Source organism: Kitasatospora sp. NPDC034035 (assembly GCF_055575755.1).
On sequence record NZ_JBVISA010000089.1, the window covers coordinates 1 to 5,983 of the forward strand.

Below are 5,983 nucleotides of genomic sequence, written 5' to 3' on the forward strand. Positions count from 1 at the left end.
CCGGCGCGTCACCAGCGCACCGGAGTACGGGCAGAGCACGTCAGCTGATCAGCATGACGCTCCGTCACCGCATCACGAAAATCTTGACTGAACCCATCGACTGCCCGGCTTCGTCCTCGAAGACAAGCCAGGCCTCGCGGGCCGCCGTGGCGCTTTTACCCGCGGCCACGTCTCCTTCTTCCACAGCTCGACGGCCGCGTCATCACGCTCGATGGCGCGGTGGGCCGGCTGCTGCCAGGACCAGCCGTGCCGCTTGAGTAGGACCCACGTGCCCTCCACGGTGTAGGAGACGTGGAACATCCGGCCGATCAGCGTCTTCACCCGAGCCAAGGTCCACCGCTGGTCGTCCCAGCCGTGGGCAAGCGGCCCACGCTCCAACTCCCGCTCCAGCCTCACGATCTGGGCATCAGAAAGCTTTGGACGACCCGGCGAACCCTTCGAGGCGATTCCTGCCGCGCCGTCCTCGCGCCACTGCCTGCGCCAGCGCTCCACCGAACGCACGCTCACCCGCAGCGCGGCCGCGATGTCCCGGTTCTTCTCACCGCCCTCGAAGCGATCCACGGCCTGCCGTCGGATCCGCTCCCGCGCGGCCCTCTCCGCGTCGGTCAAACCGCCGCCCTGTGCATACCTCACAGCACACGACTACCGGGACGAACCCTCCAACGGCAGGCGAACGCTACCGCTTCACCCATCCGAGCGACATCACGAGTTCAACTTCAGTAGCCGCAGCGCTACTGCTGGAAGTAGGCGCCGAGCTCGCTGGACCGGTTGTCGTGTGACTAGAGGTGCAACCGGAGAGCGCGACCAGCGAAAGACCAGTCACGACCCCGGCCGTTCGAACGACCGAATTGCTTAACGTCGTCATACAGACGATCCTCGGCGCCAGCAAAGCCGCCCGCAGTACAACCGCGTCCAGCCGGGTTTAGGCCGCCAGCCGGGTCCGCCGCCGGGCGGCCGGGATGACCCTGGAGAACATCCAGCAAGCCCTGGAACAGGCCCAGTTCGAGGAACGCTGCGCCGACCGGCACCCCGACGCCCCGCCTCGGCCTCCTCTCCGGGCCGGCGGAACTGGGGAACCATGCCCTCGTGCAGCATCCGAGCCCGGTCCGCCTCGTCCTTGATCTGAGGACGCCTCACCCGCAGGTAGTCGTTGAGGGTGGTGTAGGCGTCCGCGGTGAACCCGTACTCGTCCCGCAGCCGGGCCAAGATCCGCTTGTTGGTGTGCCGCTGCTTCGGCGGCGCCGTCAGGTCCGCCCGCAGCATCTCGTCGATCCAGCCCTTGGCCGGGTCCAGCGCGGAGCGGCGGGTCACCGGCTCTTTCCGCTTCGGAGGCAACGCGCTGTCCAGGGCCTGGCGGACCACCCGGCGGTGGACCGAGTAACGGCGGGCCAACTCCCGGACCGAGGCGTTCTTCAGCCTCTTGTCTCGGCGGATCCGCTCGAACAACTCAACGCGCTGCAAGTTCTCGGCCTCCTGACACGGCCGTGACTACGAACTCACACAGCGTGATGCGGTTGCCGGAGCCCGGTCAATCCCGCACTACTCCAAACGAGTGCACCCCACCGTTGGGCAGACACCTGAATCTGCCCAGGCCGGAACACACGAACAACATCCCGGGCCGCACCCGCCAGCCGACGCCGTCGGCCGCCCTATGGCTTTGGCGGCACGGCTGGCGCAGGCAGGTCGAGAACGCGGGCAAGGGCGGCAACGACCGGACCAGAATGCTCGGGCATCTGCTGATGGATCCAGGCGGTCGCCAGCACGAGGAAGTTGGTCAGGTCGCGCTCGACGCCAGCGAGCAGGTGACGGAGCTCGGCCATGGGCAGCTCGATCACCGGGCTGCCACTCTGCTCGGCGTTGACGGTGAGCCGGACGGTGTCGCCGAAACATTCTGCAACCGGGGACACGGGCTCGTGGCCGAACCCAAGCAGGCTGCCGCCGTCGACGAAAACGTGCCAGTCGCGCCAGTCTTCCAGTCCGTCGCAGCAACCGGGCAGGAAGGCGACCCCCGTGGAGTGGTCGGTGACTCGCAGGCCACCGGCCGCGTAGAGGTTGTCGAAGGTCAGCAGTCCATGAAGGAAGGACTGGAGCGGGCCAGTCGGCCGTGGCGGGCGGGCACCATCAGGATCGATGTCGTTGCAGGCGATGATGCGCATCATCGCCGTCCCGACCTCGGCGGGTGAGAGTTCGCCGTTCAGGGGCAGGAAGGCGAACGGCTCGACTCCAGCGATAGGCCATAGGTCGAAGCCCTCGGGTGTGTTGATCTCCAGAACAGGCTGCATCACGATCACCTGGCGCAGTGTTCCGTACTCTTGCCCGTATCGCCTCTCGATTACGCCGAGCATCTCGCCTCTTCCGAACCCGGATCCAGAGGAAGAGCTGAGCACCCTTGGTCGTACTGGCGTGCAGACGCAGTTGCCGCCGACACCTCACCGCGCCGGCCGGCAGGTGGGGCCAACCTAAACCGTTCCTCGGTGGGGCCACTTGCAGGGTTCAGGTACGGATTTCGTGAAACCGATCGTGCTTCCGTGCGCTGGGTGACACTCCGTCACTTTCGGGTGGATGCCTGATGCTGTCGCAGCGCGGTGAGCGCGCGACTGGCTATCTCGTCGGGTGTGCCGACAGCGTCGACCGTGACGAGGAGCCCTTGCCTTGCGTAGTGCCGGATGATGGGCTCCACCATCGCTTCGTAACTGCTGAACCGGCCGCGGATGCTTGTCTCTTTGTCGTCCTCACGCTGATAGAGCTCACCGCCGCAGACGTTGCAGGCGTCATCGACGTCGAGGGTGTCCACCGCTGGCTCGTAGACGTGGGCCGAGTCGTTACGGCAGAGGCGACGGGCGGACTGGTGGCGGACGCGGCCCTCCACCTCCTGCTCGGGAAGGTGCAGGCGCACCACGCTGTCCAGGGGCGTGTCGAGTTCGTGGAGCAACTCGTCCAGAGCAAGCGCCTGGTCGGCGTTGAGCGGGTACCGGTCGAGGAGGAAAGCTGTGGGGGCCTGGCACAGGTGGTCCCGGACGACCTTATTGATGATCTCGTCCGGGAGTGGCCTGCCGGAGTTCATGATCTCGGCGGATCGGATCCCCAGGTCGGTGCCCTGGCGGAGGTGAGCGCGCATGAGATCGCCGAGGTTGATGCGCGGCACTGGCAGGGCCCGAGCCAGCGAATCGCTCGGTGTTTCCCACAGCCACGCCGGTGGTTGCAAGATGGCGATGCGAATCGAGCCCGTCGCCATCATCGGCAGATCCAGTAGCTGTCGCGGATCGGGTGCGTATATTGCTCACCGGTCGAGCGAGCCACCACGACACCGCCGTCCTCGTAGGAGACCCGGTCGCCCGCCGCGACGAACACCGGTGCGTCCAGCTCGACCTGGAAGTCGGCGTGGAGCAGGAACTCGCTGAGCAAGAGCATCCGCGGCAGCGGGGTAACCCCATCGATATTCAGGCGCACGACCCAAGCATCCCGCAGGGGCCGGTGCCACCGCGACTGGGTTCGGTCTGTCGGCGGCGGCTGGTCGTTTGTGGTTGGGCATGGATTCCGTGACGTCGATCAGCGGGCCGTGACGGTCTGTGGTCGGCGGCCGGCGGCGATCAGGAGGAGTCGTTTGCGCAGTAGGGGTGGTTTCGCTCTGCCGAACATGCTGCGCTTGAGCGCTTTCAGGTCGTTGACGCGGCCCTCGACCGGTCCGGACGACCAGTGGGTGCTCATGCCGTAGACGACGGCGTCGAGGTCGGGGAGCAGTCCGGTGACGAAGCCGGCCAGGCCGCACTGGTCGTCCGCGCAGACGTCGGCGATCCAGTGCGGCAGCCGGTCGCCTTCGCGGTTGGTCATGATGGTCGCGAAGGTGCGGACGTGGCCGGCGGCGGCTGTGAGTTCGGGTTTGCTGGTCCGGTCCTGCCATTTGGCCGTGCAGCATCGCGTCGGGGCTGGCGGCGCGGGCGTACTTGCGGACCGTGTCGCGCCCGAGACCGAGGCGTCTGGCGATCTCGCGCAGGCTCAGGCCCTGCTCCACCTGGGCGCGGACGGCGGCGTGGGTGTCGCGGAGCCGGTCGAGGAACTTCCCCTGCGGGAAGGGCTCGGCTGGCTTCTCTCGGCGATCTGGGCCGTTTCCGGCGCGGGCTCGGGCAGTTCGACGAGGTCGCGGAGCAGTGCACGGTGGCGGGAGACGAGGCGTTCGACTGCTTCGCCGAGGTTGTGCCAGACGTGCCATTTGTCCGCGCAGTGCTGGGCGTTCGGGGCGCCGGTACGGGCGCCGTCGGCGAAGACCTGCGCGCGGTCGCGGCAGACAATCTCGACGCCCGGGTGCTCGCGCAGCCAGGTGGCGACGCTGTCAGCGTCGCGGTCCGGGAGCAGGTCCAGGGGCTGGTGGGTCTCGCAGTCGACCAGGATGGTGCCGTAGCGGCGGCCCTTCGGGTGGCGAAATTCGTCAATGCTGTCGACGGTCAGCCAACGTGCAGCAGGAACACCGTGTGGTCCCGGTCCGCGGGAGCGAGGCGAAGGTTGCCTTCGCCCGCACCGAAGACCAGGCCGAACGTCAGCAGTGTCCGGGAGAAGGCTGGCCCGGATCGGCTGGAGTGCCCCACGTGCGCGCAGGACCGTGCCGCAAGGGGACCTGGGTCCGCTGATGCGGCCCGCCCCTGCCGGGCCCGGCCGCCGCTCTCCAAGCGCCTTCCTCGGAGCAGTCATGAATCCGTCCGCCCCGGCTGCGCGGGGCGGTGCGCGCGGGCCGGCCGGGCAGTTCAGCGGGGTCGGCCAGCACCTTCACCAGCGGTAGAACGTCGCCTGCGCCGGCAGCTTCCCCGCCTCGGGTAGCAGTGCCCCAGGAATCCCCTCCAGGTCCGCCGGAACCTGTGAAACGTCAGCGGGTCTGACCGTACTCGTCGGGCCAGTTGGGGAGCGGGACAGGGCCGCCCGGCCGATCGGGGTTGAGGGCCAGACAGAGCACGACGACGCTTGTCGATCGCTTTTGGGTGTACGAGCCGAAGACCTCGGGCCCTTCGCCGTAGCACGGCTGGTACTGGCTGGTGTCCCGGATGACCTTGACGACCTTGTACTGAGCCTCCAGCTTGCCGCAGTCCACGATCTGCAGATCCGCTCTAGACGCGACACCGCGATCATGCACGCAGTCACCGACCTGGGCAGCGTCCGCCTCGGTCTTGCTCAGCCAGCCGGCGACCAGCAGCCCGACGGTGGCCAAGGCGACCAGGATGAGTGGCGCCCGCACGGTCTTGCCTAACCGGCGCAGCCGCGAGGAGGGGGTCGGTTCGGAGGTGGTCGGGTGTGGGTTGGCGGCTCGGAGCAGCGGGGACGTCATGGCAGGTCCTTGCGATCAGATCATCGGATTGTGGCGCCGAACAGTAGCGGATCTTGTACGGGGCCGGCGTGCCGATCTCCCCCTGACGGCGTCGGGCCGCCCTGGTGTCCGCGATCTGCCGCCCAGCACGCCCACGCCATCAAGCACGGCCTGCGCCCCAACAGCTTCGGACCATCGAGGTACGCCTGACCACCGTCCGCGACTTCGCCCTGCATGTGCACGGCCAGGGCACCACCACCTGGGCGAGCGTCAGCACCCACGACGTGGAGGCGTTCCTGGCCCGCAACCCGTGCCGCCGTGCCGCATCGCTTGCCGGACTGTGCCAGTTCTTCGCCCACGCCCGCCGCGCCGGTCCGATCCTCCACAACCCCACGGCACCGCTGGACGCCCCGCAGCACCGCGGGTTCCGCGGCCCTACCCTCACCCTCGACCATCAGCGCGCCCTCTACCGGCGATGGACCACCAACCCGGACATCTGCCCCCACGAAGCCCTCATCGGCCTTGCCGCCCTCCTCTACGCCACCACCACCACCGAACTGCCCCACCTGACCAACACCGCCGTGGACACCGTCCGCCGCACGCTGCACTTCCCCGGCCGCCCGGCACCCACCCCACTCGACACCGCGACCTGGCACGCCCTTCAGCGCTGCCTGGACCACCGCGCCCGCA

6 protein-coding genes and 3 pseudogenes are annotated in these 5,983 nt (G+C 68.2%); 1 reads left to right on the forward strand and 8 read right to left on the reverse strand.

The genetic code is table 11. The annotated features are described in order from the left end of the window. Positions 1–94 precede the first annotated feature (94 nt). From ACZ52J_RS42565 to ACZ52J_RS42600, 8 genes and pseudogenes are all read right to left on the reverse strand, one after another. Positions 95–633 (reverse strand): annotated as a pseudogene (locus ACZ52J_RS42565) (winged helix-turn-helix domain-containing protein); the annotation flags it as partial. Between the two features lie 228 nt (positions 634–861). Further along, positions 862–1,461, reverse strand: a complete 600-nt coding sequence (locus ACZ52J_RS42570; RefSeq protein WP_465626798.1) for a hypothetical protein — start codon at positions 1,459–1,461, stop codon at positions 862–864. Between the two features lie 188 nt (positions 1,462–1,649). Continuing rightward, positions 1,650–2,282, reverse strand: a complete 633-nt coding sequence (locus ACZ52J_RS42575) for a hypothetical protein (protein WP_465626803.1) — start codon at positions 2,280–2,282, stop codon at positions 1,650–1,652. 266 nt (positions 2,283–2,548) lie between these two features. Further along, on the reverse strand, positions 2,549–3,238 hold the full coding sequence (locus ACZ52J_RS42580) for an adenylate kinase family protein (RefSeq protein ID WP_465626799.1): 690 nt from the start codon (positions 3,236–3,238) through the stop codon (positions 2,549–2,551). Further along, positions 3,235–3,411, reverse strand: coding sequence for a hypothetical protein (locus ACZ52J_RS42585; RefSeq protein ID WP_465626800.1), 177 nt, complete (start codon positions 3,409–3,411; stop codon positions 3,235–3,237). The genes ACZ52J_RS42580 and ACZ52J_RS42585 overlap by 4 nt, the downstream gene beginning before the upstream one ends. A 138-nt stretch (positions 3,412–3,549) precedes the next feature. Continuing rightward, on the reverse strand, positions 3,550–3,831 hold the full coding sequence (locus ACZ52J_RS42590; protein WP_465626801.1) for a hypothetical protein: 282 nt from the start codon (positions 3,829–3,831) through the stop codon (positions 3,550–3,552). A 347-nt stretch (positions 3,832–4,178) separates the two neighbouring features. Continuing rightward, a pseudogene (locus ACZ52J_RS42595) lies at positions 4,179–4,407 on the reverse strand (ISL3 family transposase); the annotation flags it as partial. Positions 4,408–4,858: 451 nt separating this feature from the next. Beyond that, complete coding sequence (locus ACZ52J_RS42600) at positions 4,859–5,314, reverse strand: LppU/SCO3897 family protein (RefSeq protein WP_465626802.1); 456 nt, start codon at positions 5,312–5,314, stop codon at positions 4,859–4,861. Between the two features lie 215 nt (positions 5,315–5,529). On the opposite strand from ACZ52J_RS42600, the pseudogene ACZ52J_RS42605 reads away from it, so the two are divergent. Next, positions 5,530–5,983, forward strand: a pseudogene (locus ACZ52J_RS42605) (integrase); the annotation flags it as partial.